This window comes from Proteus sp. G4415, assembly GCF_963896075.1.
Lineage (GTDB): Bacteria > Pseudomonadota > Gammaproteobacteria > Enterobacterales > Enterobacteriaceae > Proteus > Proteus mirabilis.
Genome location: NZ_CAWQOK010000096.1, coordinates 14,393 through 31,615 on the forward strand (window position 1 = coordinate 14,393; position 17,223 = coordinate 31,615).

At 38.7% G+C, this 17,223-nt stretch carries 14 protein-coding genes; 3 read left to right on the top strand and 11 right to left on the bottom strand.

Features of this window, described 5'->3' with window-relative positions; genetic code table 11:
- Positions 1–40 precede the first annotated feature (40 nt).
- From AACU95_RS11385 to AACU95_RS11395, 3 genes are all read right to left on the bottom strand, one after another.
- Entirely contained in the window at positions 41–1,462 is a 1,422-nt protein-coding gene (locus AACU95_RS11385) for an NAD(P)/FAD-dependent oxidoreductase (protein WP_161737067.1), read from the bottom strand.
- A gap of 413 nt (positions 1,463–1,875) precedes the next feature.
- Positions 1,876–3,228 (bottom strand): glutathione-disulfide reductase, encoded by a 1,353-nt coding sequence (gorA, locus tag AACU95_RS11390; RefSeq protein WP_004246853.1) that lies wholly within the window; start codon positions 3,226–3,228, stop codon positions 1,876–1,878.
- Positions 3,229–3,373: 145 nt separating this feature from the next.
- Complete coding sequence (locus tag AACU95_RS11395; RefSeq protein ID WP_004246852.1) at positions 3,374–4,216, bottom strand: 23S rRNA (adenine(2030)-N(6))-methyltransferase RlmJ; 843 nt, start codon at positions 4,214–4,216, stop codon at positions 3,374–3,376.
- A gap of 180 nt (positions 4,217–4,396) precedes the next feature.
- Between AACU95_RS11395 and AACU95_RS11400 the strand changes: the two genes are divergently transcribed.
- The 3 genes from AACU95_RS11400 to AACU95_RS11410 all read left to right on the top strand — a co-directional run bounded on the left by AACU95_RS11400 (position 4,397) and on the right by AACU95_RS11410 (position 6,375).
- Entirely contained in the window at positions 4,397–4,789 is a 393-nt protein-coding gene (locus AACU95_RS11400; RefSeq protein ID WP_004246851.1) for a DUF1090 domain-containing protein, read from the top strand.
- Positions 4,790–5,065: 276 nt separating this feature from the next.
- Positions 5,066–6,088, top strand: coding sequence for an inner membrane protein YhjD (yhjD, locus tag AACU95_RS11405; protein WP_004246850.1), 1,023 nt, complete (start codon positions 5,066–5,068; stop codon positions 6,086–6,088).
- An 80-nt stretch (positions 6,089–6,168) separates the two neighbouring features.
- Positions 6,169–6,375: a 2-hydroxymuconate tautomerase family protein gene (locus AACU95_RS11410; RefSeq protein WP_004246849.1), complete on the top strand. Its 207-nt coding sequence runs from the start codon at positions 6,169–6,171 to the stop codon at positions 6,373–6,375.
- 92 nt (positions 6,376–6,467) lie between these two features.
- On the opposite strand, the gene AACU95_RS11415 is transcribed toward AACU95_RS11410, so the two are convergent.
- The 8 genes from AACU95_RS11415 to dppA all read right to left on the bottom strand — a co-directional run bounded on the left by AACU95_RS11415 (position 6,468) and on the right by dppA (position 16,616).
- Positions 6,468–7,940 carry a M16 family metallopeptidase gene (locus AACU95_RS11415; RefSeq protein WP_223293380.1) on the bottom strand — a complete coding sequence of 491 codons (1,473 nt, stop codon included), beginning with the start codon at positions 7,938–7,940 and terminating at the stop codon, positions 6,468–6,470.
- A gap of 212 nt (positions 7,941–8,152) precedes the next feature.
- Positions 8,153–8,863: a HAMP domain-containing protein gene (locus tag AACU95_RS11420; protein WP_004246847.1), complete on the bottom strand. Its 711-nt coding sequence runs from the start codon at positions 8,861–8,863 to the stop codon at positions 8,153–8,155.
- Positions 8,864–9,095: 232 nt separating this feature from the next.
- The gene (locus AACU95_RS11425; protein WP_049201705.1) at positions 9,096–10,790 is read right to left on the bottom strand and encodes a two-partner secretion domain-containing protein; all 1,695 of its coding nucleotides are present in this window, start codon (positions 10,788–10,790) and stop codon (positions 9,096–9,098) included.
- A gap of 126 nt (positions 10,791–10,916) precedes the next feature.
- A complete protein-coding gene (dppF, locus tag AACU95_RS11430) occupies positions 10,917–11,918 on the bottom strand; it encodes a dipeptide ABC transporter ATP-binding subunit DppF (RefSeq protein WP_036919249.1) in 1,002 nt (333 codons plus the stop codon).
- On the bottom strand, positions 11,911–12,894 hold the full coding sequence (gene dppD / locus AACU95_RS11435) for a dipeptide ABC transporter ATP-binding protein (protein WP_004250066.1): 984 nt from the start codon (positions 12,892–12,894) through the stop codon (positions 11,911–11,913). The genes dppF and dppD overlap by 8 nt, the downstream gene beginning before the upstream one ends.
- Before the next feature lie 12 nt (positions 12,895–12,906).
- Positions 12,907–13,809 (bottom strand): dipeptide ABC transporter permease DppC, encoded by a 903-nt coding sequence (gene dppC, locus AACU95_RS11440; RefSeq protein ID WP_004249100.1) that lies wholly within the window; start codon positions 13,807–13,809, stop codon positions 12,907–12,909.
- A 10-nt stretch (positions 13,810–13,819) separates the two neighbouring features.
- Positions 13,820–14,839 (bottom strand): dipeptide ABC transporter permease DppB, encoded by a 1,020-nt coding sequence (gene dppB, locus AACU95_RS11445; RefSeq protein ID WP_004246841.1) that lies wholly within the window; start codon positions 14,837–14,839, stop codon positions 13,820–13,822.
- A gap of 169 nt (positions 14,840–15,008) precedes the next feature.
- Positions 15,009–16,616: a dipeptide ABC transporter periplasmic-binding protein DppA gene (dppA, locus tag AACU95_RS11450; RefSeq protein ID WP_004249098.1), complete on the bottom strand. Its 1,608-nt coding sequence runs from the start codon at positions 16,614–16,616 to the stop codon at positions 15,009–15,011.
- Positions 16,617–17,223: the final 607 nt, after the last annotated feature.

The window sequence follows — 17,223 nt, forward strand, 5'->3', positions numbered from 1 at the left end:
GAAAACTCCTTAATGTGTTTAATTACAGTAAAACAAGGGTTTACTTCTTAAAACGATCCAAACTAAACGGCGTTGGATCAATAACAGGTTTCTTGCCCATGACAATATCAGCGGTCACTTCACCCGCTGCTGGGCCTTCGGTCATACCCCACACTGTTGCCGTGTTAATCACTAAGCCTGGGTATTCTTTGACCTCAGAAATGATAGGTAATTCATCAAATGTTGGACTCACAACGGCACCCCAACGTTCAACAACTTCTGATTTTTCAAATACTGGGAATTCTGTTTTCATTCTTTGGAAAACAGCATCTAAGTGTTGCGTATTTTGTGTTGCCGTGGCAACTCGGAATTGTTCGAATGGTGTTTTTTCATCTAAATTCCAAGAGGTCGGCATTTTAAATGAATTAAATAGATCTTCACCAATAGAGAATTCCAACGGTAACTCTCCGCCACCTAATAAGTGCATAAATTTAGGCCCTAGCAGGAAGCTATCTTTGACTATTGAACTCGTAAAGATACGTGGTGCAACGGCATAAGTACCATCCGCTTGCTCGCGGAAATGAATACCATTAGGTAAATGCACATTACCACGTGGTGCACCAGGAACCCCTGTGACACGTTGTTGTGATAGATATACATTGAGCGTTGGGATATCAATACCCATATTGCCCATAAATAAACGCGACCAGATACCCCCGGCGAGTACAACTTGAGACGTTTTAATCGCCCCTTTCTCACTCACCACATCAGAGATTTTACCACCCGCAGTTTCAATACCTCTTACTGCACAGTTGGTATAAATTTTCACACCGATTTGTTTGGCATAACGAGCGAGTGCAGGTGTGCCTGTTTCAGGATCAACAGAGCCTGAATCTTCTTCAAATGCAGCAACAGTCCATGGCGTTTGAGCACCGACTAAGCGATTTGATAGCTCTTCACCTTTAATGATGCGAGTATTTAATGGTGTATCAAAACCTGCCGCTTCTTTAGCTGTTTTGATCCACGCTTGAGCTTTATCTAATGCTTTTTCATCCGCCAGCGCTTCTACACGACCTTGAGTACGATAACTGGTATCCGCACCAATTTTCTCATTCATGCCACGCCATAATATTTTCCCATAATGGTGTAATGGGAAGATTTCTGGTGATGTTTGGTAACTAATAATTTGGCTGTATGCACGGCCTGATTGCTCACCGGCAATCTGACCCTTTTCTAAGATAGTGACACTCATGCCACGTTCAGCAAGGTTAATAGCGGTCATGATCCCCTGAATACCGGCACCAATAATCACTACATCTGCTTCTTTAGGAAGAGCCCCTTGCGTACCTTCAACAAATGATGCTCTTGATTTAGCTTCCACAAATTTGCCGTCACGGCGAACCATTGGAACTAAAGCCGCACCACCTGCTAAAACGCCCGCAGCACCAACACCTAAAAGTAGCTTTCTCCTTGAAATGTTCATCTTTTACCTCAGTAATAGTCTTACTATTTATATTGTTATTAGATTATTTTTTAGAGGCTTTATAATATCATGTTTTATTATAATGTTAATGAATATAATAATTTGTTAATAATACTAATAAGACATAATACCATTAGAAACATTATGGTTACTTATAAAAAAAAACCTATTGATAATAAAGTGAAACAAAAGAGTCGAAATAAGTATTAACTTGAATTAAAAGGAAAAGTATGTCTTAGATGGAGGTATTGATAAGAAAGGGCATGAATATTTTATTAACATTTAACGACTGATGTTGTATTTAAAGCGACCATTTATGCAGATAAAATAAATAGACTCGATAGCACGATTAGCTAAAATAAACAGCGAATACCACTATAGTAGTACTCGCTTTTTAATTAAATGTGAAAAAATTAACGCATTGTCACAAATTCTTCCGCCGCCGTTGGGTGGATAGCAACAGTATCATCAAAATCTTTCTTCGTGGCACCCATTTTTAATGCCACTGCAAAACCTTGCAACATTTCATCCATGCCAAAACCAATACCGTGGATACCGACAATTTTTTCTTCAGCACCCACACAGACTAATTTCATCCGACAAGGCTGACGATGGCGTGTCACTGCACTATACATGGCAGTAAAAGAAGATTTATAGACTTTCACTTGCTCAGCGCCATATTGCTCAATAGCTTGAGGTTCCGTTAAACCCACAGTACCAATAGCTGGGTGACTAAATACTACTGTTGGAATATTGGTATAATCTAAATGTTCATTAGGTTTATTATTAAATAATCGCTCTGATAAACGACGTCCAGCGGCTACCGCAACAGGGGTTAATTCTACCGCACCTGTGTTATCACCTACGGCATAAATACCGGGCACATTGGTATTTTGGAATTTATCAACCTGAATATACCCTTTTTCATTTAGCTTAACACCCGTAGCCGCTAAATTGATATTATCTGTAGCAGGTTCACGACCAATCGCCCAAATTAAAGTATCTACCGTCTGCTCTAAGCCATTTTCAAGTTGTAACGTTAAGCTACCGTCGGCATTTTTAACCACAGCTTTAGGAACTGCATGGGTGTGTAATTTAGGCCCTTCCGCTTCCATTACTTCCACCAGCGTATCGACGATTAGTGGATCAAAACTACGTAATGGTGCATGTTTACGCACAAATAAGTGTGTTTCACTCCCTAACGCATTTAATACACCCGCTAATTCAACAGCAATATAGCCGGCACCCACAACAGCAACACGTTTTGGTAATGCGCTAAGTTCGAAGAAACCATCAGAGTTAATACCATATTCAGCCCCTGGAATGTTTGGCTGAATAGGACGGCCTCCCGTGGCGATAAGTATATTATCTGCGGTAATTTTTTCACCGTTTACTTCAATAGTATGCGCATCAACAAAACGGGCAAAGCCTTGGATAACATCAACTTTATTATTACCTAATACACGTTCATAAGATTGGTGGATACGATCAATATAAGCAGTACGGCTACTGATTAATGTATCCCAATCAAAACGGTTTACTGTAGTATCAAAACCATAATCAGGACCGTATTGATGAATTGCTTCGGCAATTTGCGCAGCATGCCACATCACTTTTTTCGGGACACAACCGACATTAACGCAAGTGCCACCTAGCGCTTTCGCTTCAATTAATGCACATTTTTGGCCATACATAGCCGCTCTATTGATTGATGCGATGCCACCACTACCGCCACCGATGGCGATATAATCGTAATGTTTGCTCATAATTGATCTAATCCATTTATCTGTAGAAAAATAGGTACCTAACAGGCTAATTCTTTCATGTAATAAAGTCTATTATGACAAATTTTATTACTTAGCAGGTTAGGTTTTCGCTTTTACAGTAATAGGTAAAACAGTAATAAATGATTTATTCTGGTACAACCCATTCAACTAATGTGTGTCCAGTACCTTCAGGAACCAAGGTTTTATGTAGCCAAGGCAAGATAGACGCCATTTGTGATGCCAATTTCCAAGGTGGGTTAATAACAATCATACCTGATGCAGTCATACCTAGTTGATCACTATCTGGTTTCACTGCCAACTCAATTTGCAGAATTTTACGAATACCGGTGGCCTCTAGCTCTTTTAGCATCCGTTTAATTTGTTGGCGATGCACAACAGGATACCAAATTGCATAGGTCCCGGTGGCGAAACGTTTATAGCCTTCCACAATGCCTTTAACAACCGCACTATAATCTTGTTTAAGTTCATAAGGTGGATCAATTAAAGCAAACCCACGACGACTGGCGGGAGGGAGTTTTGATTTTAATTGTCCAAAGCCATCTTCCCGACACACTCTCACACGTTTATCGCGGGAAAATTCCGTACGTAATAAAGGGAAATCGGTGGGATGTAATTCAGTTAGCATTAACAGATCTTGCTCACGCAATAATTTAGCAGCCAATAAAGGAGAGCCGGGATAATAACGTAACTCGTCAGATGTATTTAACGAACCGACCGCCTCCAAATAAGGCAAGATAAGTTCAGGCACCTCTTCTTGTTGCCATAAGCGTGCAATGCCTTCTAAGTATTCTCCCGTGCGAGTCGCATGTGCATTGGTGAGCTGATAACGTCCAGCGCCAGCATGAGTATCCAAATAAAGAAACGGTTTTTCTTTCTCTTTTAAAGACTCAATAATCAGGGTTTGAACAATATGTTTTAATACATCGGCGTGGTTGCCAGCGTGGAAACTATGACGATAGCTCAGCATTCTTTATCTTCCGTTAGAAATGGGCATAGCAAAGTAATTAACTTACTCTGAAAAGAGTGAATAAGCTAAGTGTATCAGAAAAAGCTGAACTTCTTTATTGAAAGAAAAAGAAACATTGAGTCTTGGCAGGCAGAGGTTATGATAAATCAATATTTAACTTAAGTCAGATAAAGGAATAGAATGAAAAAATATATTTTTACTGCAATTATTCTTAGTTTAACAGCTAGTTATGCATCAGCAGAAACAGCGGTTAATGGTTGTGACATCAAAAAACAGAATATTCAACGACAAATCGACTATGCCAAAATGCATGGTAATCAATATCGAGTACAAGGCTTAGAGCGAGCACTTAATAAAGTAGAACGTTATTGCACTCCAGAAAAGGTTGTTGAAGATACCCGCCTAGAATTACGTGAAAAACAACTGGAAGTGAAAGAGCGTGAATTAGAATTAAAAGAAGCGCAACTTAAGGGAGAGCGCGATAAAATTACTAAAAGAGAAGATAAACTTGCGCAAGCAAAAGCTGAGTTGAAAGCAGCTGAAGAAGAGTTAGAGCTACTCACAAAAAAATAATGCCCCGTAAATTCCCATTATGTTAAGCCATATAATGGGAATTATTATTCATTCGAACTACCTGCTAATCATAGGTTTGCTTAGATAAAAAGCGCATAACTGTTAAAAATATCATCATACTTAAGCCAAAGCAGACAACTCTGCTACCCTAATAGATAGCTAATGATAATAAGCATTAAGTTATGTAATAGGCATAACCTTATGCTATTTTTCAATAATCATTATCATAATAGTACTCAATTCTTAAGAATGGACTGATTTAATTAAAGAGGATATATGTCAGAAGAGACACAGAAAAAGGCATCCAATAAAAACACTCAACTGACTCAGCCCATTAAGCATGGGTTAGAAAAAGGGCTTCATGGTGGAAAAAAAGCCATTGGTATTGGTATAAAATTCACTAATTTTGTTACCAACATTCCCTTTATTGCTCACCTTATTCGAGCGGCAGAGCGTTTTACTGACCGAATGGGAAACCAGTTTGGTGCGGCTATCACTTACTTCTCATTTTTATCATTAATTCCTGTACTAATGCTCTCTTTTGCTTGTGCGGGTTTTATTTTAGCTTCAAACCCTGATTTGTTGGCCAAATTAATTACGGGAGTTGCCAATAGTATTGATGATCCAACTTTAGCCTCAACCGTTCAACAAAGTATTGATACTGCGGTTCGTCAACGTACAACCGTAGGTTTAACAGGGTTAGCCATCGCCTTGTATTCTGGTGTTAACTGGGTCGGGAACTTACGCCAAGCCATTTTGGCTCAGTCTCGCCCGATATGGGAACGCAACAAAGAGGATCAAGAAAAAATTTACTTTCGTTATTTTCGCGATTTTTTAGCCCTTATCGGTTTACTTGTTGCACTTGTTATCACTATTACACTAACCTCCGTTGCTGGCTCCGCACAAAAATTGATTGTGCATACATTAGGTTTAGATGGTATTGAATGGCTCACACCTGCTTGGACAACCATTGGTTTAACTATCTCTATTAGTGCCAATTATCTGTTATTTTTGTGGATATTGTGGATCTTACCTCGTCACCAACCTAAACGTATCTCATTATTAAAAGGAACGCTTATCGCCGCAATTGGCTTTGAGATCTTAAAGTCGGTGATGACATGGTTATTACCTAGATTAGCCAGTTCACCTTCTGGTGCAGCTTTTGGCTCTGTGATTGGTTTAATGGCTTTCTTCTACTTTTTTGCACGACTAACACTCTTTTGTGCCGCTTGGATTGCAACAGATGGACCTAATATGCGCAAAGAAAAACACAAGAGTGAAACGCAATCTATCACCTAAAATTGTAACCTCACGAGATAGGGTTAATTCCCTGCATTAACCACCTATCAAATAATGTAAAACGTAATAAGGAAAAATAAATGCCATACGTTAATATTAAAATTACCCGCGAAGGTGCAACAGCAGAACAAAAAGAACAATTAATTGCTGGGGCAACACAGCTTTTAGTGGATGTGTTAGGCAAAAATCCTGCGACAACTGTCGTCGTTATCGATGAAGTTGATACAGATAACTGGGGGATAGGTGGTAAAACAGTAACCGATTTACGTGCCAGTGCAAAAAAATAAGCTAGCGGTTTAACATATAACGATAAAAAAGCTGAAAATAGCGTTAGGCTATTTCCAGCTTTTATTTATTAAGTTAATGCCGTACTACTTATCTATTTTGTCTGTTGTGCATCTGCCTGCACCGAAGCTTTTTCACCAGTAGTTAACGATGTTTTAGCCGTGTTTGAGCTATTCGCTGTTTCTGGGTGAACTTGCTTTTCAAATTGCACACGCAATTCACCCAAGTTTACCGTTGGCGTCTCGCTACTTTGCGTTAATACAAAAGTGATATCCTCAGATAGAATTCTCGATAACTCTTGATTTAACATCTCTTTCGTTAAACCCGCTAAAAATGCTTGGCGTAAACGCTGATATTGCTCTGGTGGAATATCAATAATATTGCTTTGCTGAGACAATAAACGCTGATTAATTAAGATAGAAGTACTTGTTTTGGCATAACGCGCAAACAATTGAGTGAGTTGAATTTGCTTTTCTTGAAGTAAATCTTGATACAATTCATCACTGACACCTTGATTACGTAATTCGCCAAGCTCTTCCCCCACCCAAGTGGCAAGTGCAGGAATATTTGCCGTTGCTGTATCAACATTTAACGAGCAACTGGCTCGTTGATATTGCACTCGACAATCGATATTCACTTGCGTACTTTCTTTTTCTTTACGCTGTTCGAGACTACGACCTAAGTGCACAAAAATCACTTCACGCGCTAAATCACTTAACCAATAACGGCTCAGTGTGTCAGAATCTTTCACTGGTGACCAATCTAGATCCCAAATAAGAGAGATTTGGTCATTTTTTCGCATGGGTTCTTGCACATACAATGTTTCTGGTTTCATATCGGCAAGAACAGGCACAGGCACAGGTGTCACGCGTTTTCCTTCAAGAGAAGAAAATGCCTGATTAATACTTTCGGTTAAGATACGATTATCAACATTACCGGCAATATATAACGTCATCATATCTGGGGTATACCAACGCTGTTGATAATCTGATAACTCTTTTGTATTTACCGAATGATTAACCGGTTTACCTGGATTATGGCCTTTTAGATTTGAGCCTTCTAGACGTGAACGCCAGATAGGATCATCAATATTAGCGGGAAAAGTCACCACCGGAAGCGGTGATTGAATCGCATTTCGAACCGCATCTTCTGTATATTGTGCCGGTTTTGCTATGCCCGCCAATAATGCAAAGGCATCTTTTAATAATTCAGGCTGGTTATTAGGCAAGCTTAAGTTATAAACCGTAAAGTCATAAGAGACGATCATCGGTGGCAATGGATAATCAGGATCGAATGCATTTTTCCAAAGATTATCGCGTTTTTCTGGTGTTAATCCGGTGTTTTCTAACACATTCAGTTTTGACACCAGAGATGAAAACCCTGTTTCACTGCGCTTTTCTGATAAAGAGCCCGTATTCACTAATAAGCGAATTTGGATCCTATCATTTGGGCGTTGTGGTGTTTGTAAAATTTGCCATTGGAAACCATTTGCGAGTCGCCCTTCTTGCCAAGCAGGATCAGGCTGCAGTGCTTCAGCTTGAACCTGACAAATAGCAGCGCTGAACATAACGCTTCCCAATAAAATTCGTGTCATTGCACCCTGCATGTGAACCTCTGTTTTATTAATCCTTGGTATTAAACCACTTATGAGGTTTAACAATAAATGCCGGAAGACATGTTAGATGTAAAATGTCTGTATGTTGCGTTGTCATCTTTATCACCACAGAACGCTAAAATAAAATCACTCACGTGATTAGAGTCATAGTGGTGTAAGAAGGTTCAGATATCTGACTCTTTTTGATCAGATTTTTGTTGATTATATCCTTTAATCAGCAAACCAATCTCATCATCACGATGAGATTCTGAACACGACAACATCGAAACCTGATTACTTTTATTAAGAGTCACAGCAATGTGGCGCAACGGTTTTACCATAATACGATTAATACACCAGCTAATTGCAATAGTGAGGATAAGACCCATTAATAAATAAGTCGTCAACATCAGTGCGACAGTATTACTCGCAAAACGATAAAAACGGTTAGTATCTGCCTGTAAAATAAGATGACTGGTATAGGCTTTATCGTCAGCGGAGGTAATACCTAAAGGCTGTAAAGGGATAGTCACTTCAACAGGGATGCCAAACAGCCAACGTGAAAATTGAGAAACTGATTTTTTCGGTGCAAAATCTAAGTTCATCACCTGAACATTTTCGGGTTGTGTCACAATCGCTTTACCCAGTATCCCGGTCGTTTTTAAACTAATGATCAGTTGTTTGGCATCATTTAAATCTGAACGCAATAGCGCATCAGCTAGCGGTTGTTGTATACTGACTGCCGCATTAAATAGCTGATTTTGATAATCTTCTCGGCGTTGATCAATCAAATAAACAAGCTGAATACTAATAAAAATAGCAATAGTCACCAACGTGACACCTGCAACAGCTGCCATCTGTTTGATTGTTAGTGAACGTTTGAGATGAGGTTTCATCAGTGCTATTTCCAGTAACCATGCTTGAACAACGGTGATTATACTGTATTTTTTCGATTATGTATCACAATCAATAAAGAAAAAACACACGAAAGCCTGCATCTCTACTCAGGTTAAAATCAATAAAAAGAATTATCTGGCTATAAACACAAATAGCCAGATAATATTCATCTTTTTTAGATGATAATTTTATTACTCTTTTAATTGTTATTATTAAATATCATCATTTAAATTATTTAGTTTTATGTGGGTTAATATCGAAAATAACCTTGTCATTCTCCGTTATCTTGCTAGCGAACTTAAATAAGCTATATTCATTAATTAAAGAAGTTTTAAACTGACCTTTAATATTAATTTCATTATCAGCTATCAAATCTATATAAGTTTTGCTTAATCCATCATATGAAAGAGTTTCTTTAAATTTAACATCTGTTATATTTATGTTATCTCCATGTGCAAAAATCTGACCAAAACCAAGCATAGATAGTTTATTTAAATTAATATCATTAAGCTTATTTTTATCTAAGCTATTATCGTCGTTACCATCTCCTATCGGGATATTTCGATAACCTAAAAATCTGATACTACTATTTCTCAGCGCAAATCTACCCGAGTAGTTATTATCTTGATGGGCATTAAATGAGACACCAGAATTTCTGACATAAGAAATTGTTTTATCAATATCAACATTAATATTTCTCGCATTAAATAAAACTTCGCTATTTATAATAGCTAGTTTACCTTTAAAGTTAATATTGTCACTTTCTATATATTGAAGTGCTGATCCTATTTCTTTACCCTCAGCCTCCAACTTTCTTTTTTCTGCTTGTTTAGCTTCATCGATTTTAAGAACAGCACTCTGGATCTTGTTATATTCTGCTTGCTGTTGATCAGCAACTCTCCTAGCTTCAGTAGCTAGTTCTCTTATTTTCTTTAGTCTATTTTTATGTATATTATGAGGCTCTAACTCCATTATTTTTTCTTCTAATGCCTCTAATTCTAATGCTATTTCAGCTGATTTTTTTGCATCTATTTCAAGAAAATATAACTTCATAGATGCTAACATGAACATTAGATCTACTTCATTATATGCTCTAAATTCATTTTTTTTATTAATAATTCCGAATACTGATTTTTCATTAGCATTAATTTCTTTATTACGAATGATATTGATTTTTTTAGTGATTAGATCCCCATCAAGATTAAAAATGCCACCTTGTAGAGAGAAAAGATCTGTTTTTAATGAACTATTTTCTAAAATAGAGAGACCTTCTTGGTTATCTTTAGATAGCTCTTTTCCTTGGTCACCTTTCCAATCATAATCAACAAAACTAACCGTTTCATAGCCATTGATCACATTAAAAACTGGGATTTTATTTTTACCCAATATATTAATACGATTAGAAAAAACATTGATTGTTTGTTTTTCATTGAAATTATTAACATTCTTTAGATTAACATAACCATCTGATAAGTAAATTTTTTTGCCTGTAATACTATCTAACTTCCCTGAAATTAACATCACCTTATCTGAACCTGAAAATTGACATCCGTAGCAATCAATTCCATTTGGATTGGCGATAATCAATTCTGCATCTTGTCCTAAAACAGAGATTTTACCCTCTAATGAACTCGTTTTTTTTGAAGTCACTTCGTTAAGAATAACTTTTGCTTTTGCCTCGCTATTATCAATATTAACGCCTTCTTTTCCAACATTAAATTGTTCAAAATAGTTAACTGATAAATTCATATCGTTTGCTTTGTTGATAGAAATAGTTTCTGAACCATCTCCATTCTTGCTCACTGTTGTGTTTGCAGATTTTCCTGCATCTACAATAACGTTATTGGCTACTGCACTATTATGTATAAAAGCAAATGAAATAGAGATAACTAGAAGATTTAATGATGGCAATTTTTTATAAAACATAACGTCCCTTTTATTTAGTAAATTTAAAGGGAGACTAAATAATAAGAAACGCTAGTCATATAAAAATAAGAACAACACATAATATCATTGTTCTTATTTTATAAACCAAATTTATCAATCTATTGATTAAAACTCGCCGTGATCTTGCTCTACGGCAAAACAAGCAATCAACTGCCCATGATACTCTTTTAAAGTCGGTTGTAATTGTGTACACATTCCAAATGCGCGCCGACAACGAGCAGCAAAAGCACATCCTGGTGGTGGATTTAACGGACTAGGTAATTCACCCGTTAATTTAATTCTCTCTCGCCTTAATGTCGGTGTTAATCTTGGTGTTGCTGATAATAACGCTTGGGTGTAAGGATGTTGTGGGTTTTCAAATATCTGTGCTTTAGTGCCCTTTTCAACACAGCGCCCTAAATACATCACCACCACTTCATCTGCAATATGTTCAACAACGGAAAGATCATGGGAAATAAAAACATAAGAAAGTCCCATCTCTTGCTGGAGATCCATCATTAAATTAAGCACCTGAGCTCGCACAGAAACGTCTAGGGCAGATACAGGCTCATCAGCAACCACAATATCAGGTTCAAGCATTAAACCACGGGCGATAGCAATACGTTGGCGTTGTCCTCCTGAAAACATATGCGGATAACGACTATAGTGCTCAGCCTTTAAACCTACTTTCGCCATCATAGAAAGTACTTTTTCTTTACGATCTTGTGCACTTAACGTGGTATTAATTAATAGAGGCTCTTCTAATATTTGCCCCACTTTCTTACGTGGATTTAATGATCCATAAGGATTTTGAAAGACAATTTGGATCTTTTGGCGCCGTAATTTTTCCGCTGATTTATCTTTAACTAATAAATTTTGCCCTTGATATGAAAGCTCTCCTGAGGTTGGTACTTCAATCATCGTTAATAATCGACCTAAGGTTGACTTACCACAGCCAGACTCCCCAACCACGGCTAATGTTTTTCCTCGCTCGAGCTCAAAAGAGACGCCATCTAGTGCCTTAACGGTTTTTTCCTTCGCAAAAAGTCCACCTTTAACGCTGTAATATTTGGCAAGATTAACCGCTTTTAATAAAGGCACTGCAGTATTCGGATTAACATTAGCCATATGTTGGTCTCCCTGTATCATCCAATGGTGTATGACATTTCACTCGATGTTTACCCATCTCTTTCAATTCTGGCTCTATCTGAAAACAAGTATCCTGTGCATAGGGGCAACGAGGATTAAGTAAGCACCCCATCGGTCTATCATAACGTCCCGGAACCACGCCCGGTAATGACTCAAGCCGAGCTTTATCACTCGCAAATTCAGGTAATGCTTTTAATAAAGCTTGCGTATAAGGATGGCGAGGCGCTTTGAAAATTTCTGTTGCGAGGCCTGATTCAACAACTTGCCCTGCATACATCACAATAATGGTATCTGCAGCTTCTGCAACTAATGCCAAATCATGAGTAATTAACACTAACGCCATATTTTCTTGTTTTTGTAATTCAAGTAATAGCTCGATAATTTGCGCTTGAATGGTGACATCAAGAGCAGTAGTTGGCTCATCAGCAATCAATAATTTAGGTTGGCAAGCAATTGCCATCGCAATCATCACCCGTTGGCTCATTCCACCCGACAGTTGATGAGGATAAACATTTAAACGTGATGCGGGATCAGGAATACCCACCAGCGTTAATAGATCAATCGCCCGCTGTTTACGCGTACGATGACTTCCTCCTTGATGAACTTTGAGGGCCTCCATAATTTGATAACCGACCGTAAAACAAGGGTTAAGGCTTGTCATCGGATCTTGAAATATCATGGCAACCTCAGCACCAACCAAATCACGACGTTCAGATTCAGAAATTTGCATTAGATCACGTCCATCAAATTGCAAGGCTTGTGCTGATACGCGACCGGGAAAATCAATAAGCCCCATAATCGCTAATGAACTGACTGATTTCCCTGAGCCAGACTCGCCAACAATGCCCACCACTTGACCTTCTTCTACTTGATAACTGATCCGGTCTACCGCTTTAAACGGAGTATCTTCATCACCAAAGTGAACTGATAATTGATTTATATTTAATAACGCCATGCTCTTACTCCGTTACTGCTTTAATTTTGGATCGAGTGCATCTCGTAGACCGTCACCCATTAAGTTAAAGGCTAAAACCGTCAACAAAATAGCTAACCCCGGAAAAGTCACTACCCACCATGCACTTTGGGTAAATTGCAGTACATCAGATAACATGGTTCCCCATTCTGGTGTCGGTGGCTGTGCGCCCATTCCCAAAAAACCTAAGGCAGCCATATCTAAGATGGCATTAGAAAAACCTAAAGAGGCTTGCACAATTAAAGGAGCAAGGCAGTTAGGCAAGATATTGATAAACATTTGGCGTATAGAGCCTGCTCCCGCAACACGAGACGCCACAACATAATCACGGTTAATTTCTGTTAACACTGCCGCACGCGTCAGTCGAACATAATGAGGTAGGGCAACAAAGGTTAAAGCGATTGAAGCATTAATAATCGAAGGCCCAAAAATAGCCACTAACACTAATGCTAATAAAAGACTGGGTAATGCCAGCATAATATCAACTACGCGCATAATGGCGATATCAACGATGCCACCAAAATAGCCAGCCATTAAACCTAAAATAATGCCTAAAATCAGCGAAAGTATAACGACAATGCAACCAACGAGTAATGAAAGGCGCGCACCATACATTAAGCGAGAGAGAATATCCCGCCCAACATCATCAGTACCTAAAATAAAACTCCAGCTTCCTCCTTCTTGCCATACAGGGGGCGTTAGAAGAAATTCACGAAACTGCTCATTGGGTGCATGAGGCGCTAAAACGCCTGCAAGGGCCGCTATCAACAGCATAATGACAATATAAATTAAGCCAACAACCGCCCCTTTATTTTGTTTGAAATAGTGCCAAAACTCTTGAAAGGGGGTCATTGGCACCGGTGCACTAATGACCGGTGTTACGTTATTTTCAGCCATGATGCACTCCTTATTTCTTATGACGGATACGTGGGTTAACAATGCCATATAGCACATCCACTAATAGATTCACGAAAATGATCATAGTGGCAATGAGCAATACTCCCCCTTGAACAACAGGGTAGTCTCGACGTTGTAGAGCATCAATTAACCAGCGACCTAACCCCGGCCATGAAAAAATAGTTTCTGTCAGTATCGCTCCGGCTAGCATCGTACCAACTTGTAAACCAATCACCGTCACAACAGGTAACATTGCGTTACGTAATGCATGGATCAAAATCACTCGTGCACGACTTAATCCTTTTGCTCTGGCAGTGCGAATATAGTCTTCTCCCAATACTTCCAACATTGCCGAACGCGTCATGCGCACAATAACCGCTAATGGAATAGTCCCAAGCACAATGGCCGGTAAAATAATATGGTGTAGCGCATCAAGAAAATCACCTTCTTCCCCCCAAAAGAGCGTATCAATCAACATAAATCCCGTTAGTGGATAGCTATCATCTAGAAAGACACTATCCGCCAATCGGCCTGATACAGGTGTTAGATCAAGCTTCACTGAAACGAGCATAATCAGCATGATCCCCCACCAGAAGATAGGCATAGAATATCCTGCAAGTGACACACTGATTGCCGTATGATCAAAAATAGAACCTCGTTTTACTGCCGCAAGCACCCCAACGGGAATGCCCACTGAAACAGCAAAAATCATGGCACAAATACCTAGCTCTAAGGTTGCTTTAAATCGTGGCAAAAATTCATCCCAGACAGGAATACGACTTTTTAGTGAAATACCTAAATCACCATGCATAATGCCGTTAAGATAATTTAAATATTGTTGCCATAGTGGTTTATCTAGTCCTAATTCCGCCATTAAATAAGCGTGACGCTCTGGTGATAATCCACGCTCTCCCGCCATAATCATGACCGGATCACCCGGAATAAGATGGACAAAAATAAAGGTTAATAACGTAATTCCGATAAACGTTGGGATCACGAGCCCCAAACGCTGAAGGATAAATTGCAGCATATCCTAATTCTCTTTTTACACATCAGCTAAAAGATAGCGCTGATAAATCAGGGGAAAGCCCCTGCGCTCACAGTGTACTGAATGTATTGATTATTATTGGATAGCGGTACTTCTCTAAACGCTCAGAGAAGTACCGTGGTAAAGATAACTCAGCTCGTTAATATCACGACTATTTTAGAGAGACATTATTAAAGTGGTGTTTACCTAATGGGTCGACCACATAGTTCTCTACTTTTTTACTGATTGGTTCATATACCGTGGAGTGAGCAATAATCAGTGCTGGCGCTTGGTCATGCATCACCACTTGAGCTTGCTTATATAACTCAACACGCTTATCGTGATCTGCCGTGATCCGCGCAGGCTGGATCAGATCTTCAAACGGCTTATAACACCATTTCGAGTAGTTAGAGCCTTGCTCTTTCGCAGCGCAACTAAACAGTGTGGCAAAAAAGTTATCAGGATCACCGTTATCTCCCGTCCAGCCCATCATCACAGCTTGGTGTTCACCTGATTTAGCACGTTTCAGATATTCACCCCACTCATAACTGACGATCTTGGTTTTCACACCAATTTTTTCCCAGTCAGCTTGTACCATTTCAGCCATACGGCGAGCATTAGGGTTATATGGCCGTTGCACTGGCATCGCCCATAAATCGATAGTAAAGCCATCTGCAAGGCCGGCCTCTTTTAGCAATGCTTTGGCTTTTTCAGGGTTATATTCATAATCGACGATATCATCGTTATAACCCCACATTGTCGGTGGAATAAGATTCTTCGCTTTCTGACCTGCACCTTGATAGACAGCTTCAATAATGGCGTCTTTATTCACAGCCATACTTAATGCTTGGCGTACTTTTTGGTTATCGAGCGGTTTTTTCTCCACATTAAAAGAGATATACCCCACGTTTAATCCGGGTTGTTCAAGTAGCTGGATATCTTTATTTTGTTTCATCTTGGCGATATCAGCAGGATTTGGGTAAGGCATTGCTTGACATTCGTTCTTTTGTAATTTGGCATAACGAACTGAAGCATCTGGCGTAATAGAGAAAACTAAACGATCTATATCAGGTTTTTTCCCCCAATATTTATCATTCGCTTTATAAAGAATACGTGAGTCTTTTTGATATTGTTGCAGTTGGAAAGGTCCCGTACCAATAGGATTGAGATCCACTTTCTCAGGAGTCCCTGCTTTCATCATATTATCTGCATACTCGGCAGAAAGAATAGATGCGAAGTCCATTGCCATATCAGCCAAGAAAGGCGCTTCTGAACGGGTAAGTACAAAGCGAACCGTATTGTCATCCACTTTTTCGATCTTCTCGATCATATTATTCATATCCATCCCAGTGAAATATTCATAACTTCCACCAGAGACTTTATGATAAGGATGATTTGGGTCCATTTGACGCATAAATGTATATATCACATCATCTGCGTTAAATTCACGAGTGGGCTTAAACTCTTTGTTGCTATGCCAACTAACCCCTTTACGTAAATGGAAAGTATACACCTTACCATCATCGCTCACTTCCCAACTTTCAGCTAAGCCGGGAGTAATTTCAGTGGTGCCGAGTTTAAACTCAACTAAGCGATCATAAAGCGGTACTGAGCTTGCGTCATAAGTCGTACCTGAGGTAAATAGTTGGGGGTTAAATCCTTCCGGTGAGCCTTCTGAACAGTACACTAATGTTTTCGCTTGCACACCCGCTGAAATAGCCAAAGCGAGTAAGCCGATTGTAGCGGTTAGCAACCCTGTCTGTTTTTTGGAGCTTCTCATCATTATTCTCCGTCATTATTCTGTTGTGTTTTTTGGTTTCCTGTTTAAAAACGGAATACCTTTTTATTTTGTCATTGTTCAATTAACCAACTGTATTCGTTTCCGTCAATAAGGGGCTTTACGCCAAAATGAACAAGTTGCAAACATAAACGAAACAAATACCAAACAATTACAGGATAAAAATTGGACAAATTGATTTAATGGTAGAGAATTAAACCACACATTAAGTAAGTCTTAAGTTAAATGACTATTTAAAAAAAAACGATATTTTGTGATTGAACGCTTAAATATTAAACGAATATATTGAAATGAAACAAAGAAGTGGGTGGTTTATTCTGTTAGTAGCGAAGAATAACACCAGTATATAGAAGATAATCAGCGCAATACTCCGTTAATCCAAAGAGAGAAAAATACCTTTTTCTCTCTTTGACTACTAGTATGCTATATAAGCCAATAATCTATAGTTATTTATTAAATAATTTATAAAAACAGTAGTAAAAAATATAAAATAAATCACCATAATCAGAAGTTAAATTGGGTATTAAAATTAAACTGCGATCCTGTTGCTTCTCGACTAGAAGGGGCTGATAACGGTATGCTCCATACT

What these genes read in the sequence shown, in the direction of transcription:
- AACU95_RS11385 (WP_161737067.1), bottom strand. Translation starts at nt 1,462, where the DNA reads ATGAACATTTCAAGGAGAAAGCTACTTTTAGGTGTTGGTGCTGCGGGC.
- gorA (WP_004246853.1), bottom strand. Translation starts at nt 3,228, where the DNA reads ATGAGCAAACATTACGATTATATCGCCATCGGTGGCGGTAGTGGTGGC.
- AACU95_RS11395 (WP_004246852.1), bottom strand. Translation starts at nt 4,216, where the DNA reads ATGCTGAGCTATCGTCATAGTTTCCACGCTGGCAACCACGCCGATGTA.
- AACU95_RS11400 (WP_004246851.1), top strand. Translation starts at nt 4,397, where the DNA reads ATGAAAAAATATATTTTTACTGCAATTATTCTTAGTTTAACAGCTAGT.
- yhjD (WP_004246850.1), top strand. Translation starts at nt 5,066, where the DNA reads ATGTCAGAAGAGACACAGAAAAAGGCATCCAATAAAAACACTCAACTG.
- AACU95_RS11410 (WP_004246849.1), top strand. Translation starts at nt 6,169, where the DNA reads ATGCCATACGTTAATATTAAAATTACCCGCGAAGGTGCAACAGCAGAA.
- AACU95_RS11415 (WP_223293380.1), bottom strand. Translation starts at nt 7,940, where the DNA reads ATGTTCAGCGCTGCTATTTGTCAGGTTCAAGCTGAAGCACTGCAGCCT.
- AACU95_RS11420 (WP_004246847.1), bottom strand. Translation starts at nt 8,863, where the DNA reads ATGAAACCTCATCTCAAACGTTCACTAACAATCAAACAGATGGCAGCT.
- AACU95_RS11425 (WP_049201705.1), bottom strand. Translation starts at nt 10,790, where the DNA reads ATGTTTTATAAAAAATTGCCATCATTAAATCTTCTAGTTATCTCTATT.
- dppF (WP_036919249.1), bottom strand. Translation starts at nt 11,918, where the DNA reads ATGGCTAATGTTAATCCGAATACTGCAGTGCCTTTATTAAAAGCGGTT.
- dppD (WP_004250066.1), bottom strand. Translation starts at nt 12,894, where the DNA reads ATGGCGTTATTAAATATAAATCAATTATCAGTTCACTTTGGTGATGAA.
- dppC (WP_004249100.1), bottom strand. Translation starts at nt 13,809, where the DNA reads ATGGCTGAAAATAACGTAACACCGGTCATTAGTGCACCGGTGCCAATG.
- dppB (WP_004246841.1), bottom strand. Translation starts at nt 14,839, where the DNA reads ATGCTGCAATTTATCCTTCAGCGTTTGGGGCTCGTGATCCCAACGTTT.
- dppA (WP_004249098.1), bottom strand. Translation starts at nt 16,616, where the DNA reads ATGAGAAGCTCCAAAAAACAGACAGGGTTGCTAACCGCTACAATCGGC.